This window comes from Haloferax profundi (assembly GCF_001469865.1).
GTDB lineage: Archaea > Halobacteriota > Halobacteria > Halobacteriales > Haloferacaceae > Haloferax > Haloferax profundi.
Genome location: NZ_LOPV01000529.1, coordinates 1 through 1245 on the forward strand (window position 1 = coordinate 1; position 1245 = coordinate 1245).

The 1245-nt window shown below is 61.4% G+C and carries 2 protein-coding genes; both read right to left on the minus strand.

From position 1 onward, the window contains the following. On the minus strand, nucleotides 1-635 hold a 635-nt coding region (locus AUR66_RS16300; RefSeq protein ID WP_269432619.1), incomplete at its 3' end, for an alpha-amylase family glycosyl hydrolase. 95 nt (nucleotides 636-730) lie between these two features. Continuing rightward, the coding region (locus AUR66_RS16305; protein ID WP_157533179.1) for an alpha-amylase family glycosyl hydrolase at nucleotides 731-1245 on the minus strand (515 nt) is incomplete at its 5' end.

The following is a 1245-nucleotide window of genomic DNA, read 5'->3' on the forward strand; positions in this document are numbered from 1 at the left end:
TTGTCGAACCACCACTCCATCATCTCGAAGAGGTCCTCGCGGAGCGCTTCTGTCTCCCAGTTCACGTCGGGCATGCGCTCGTCGAAGAGGTGGAGATACCACTCACCAGTTCGGTCGTCGTAGGTCCATGCCGGCCCGCCGAAGAACGACTCCCAGTTGTTCGGCGGAACCTCGTCTACGCCTGCGGGCGTGTCGTACTCGTCCGGGTCGAGGTCCGTCACGTCGGGGTCACGACCCTCGCGCCACCAGTAGTAGTCGCGGTACTCCGAATCCTTCGCGGAGCGAGAGTCGACGAACCACGCGTGTTCGTCGGACGTGTGGTTGACGACGAGGTCCATGATGAGGCGGATGTCGCGTTCGTGGAGAGTGTCGCGTAATTCCTTCCAGTCGGCCATCGTCCCGAAGTCGTCCATGATGGCGCGGTAGTCCGAGATGTCGTACCCGTTGTCGACGCCCGGCGACTCGTAGACGGGGTTCAACCAGACACAGTCGACGCCGAGGTCGTCGAGGTATTCTACCTTCTCGACGATGCCCTGGATGTCGCCTAATCCATCACCGTCGGTATCGTTGAAACTTCGCGGGTAGATTTGGTAGACGACCGCTTCCTTCCACCACGCGCGGTCGATATCGGTCATTACTGGAGATTCACTCGGTTCCGTGTTTTTACTCCGTCGGTTCGTCCGTCCTGCCACCCACCAAATCGAGTGTGGTCGGGCGAAAACCGTCCAGGTTAGGAGAGGTCGTAGACGCGCGCTTCCCACGGGCGGAGCGTCGTGGTCTCGACACTCTCCACGTCCACCTCGTAGTTCGAGATGAGCATCTCGGCGGACGCGCCTGCGAGGTCCGCCGGGGGTTCGAAGCGCGTCTCGTCGCTGTCGAAGTTGAGGACGACGAACAGTGTGTCCTCGCCGTCGGCGGTTTCGAGTGTCCGCGTGTAGGCCCACAGTGACTCGTGTTTCGGGGTGAGTGGGTCGTAGTCGCCGTAGACGAGTACGTCGCGTTCTTTCCGCAGCGAGATGAGGTCACGGTAGTAGTGCCAGACAGACGCCGGGTCGGCGCGTTCGGCCTCGACGTTGATGTGGTCTTTGTTCGGGTTGACCCCAATCCACGGGTCAGCGTCGGTGAATCCGGCGTGTTCGGAGTCGTCCCACTGCATCGGCGTCCGGGCGTTGTCGCGACTCTTCACGCGGACGATGTCTTTCACGTCGTCGAACCCGTCGATTGTCCCCGCCTCGATTGCGTTTC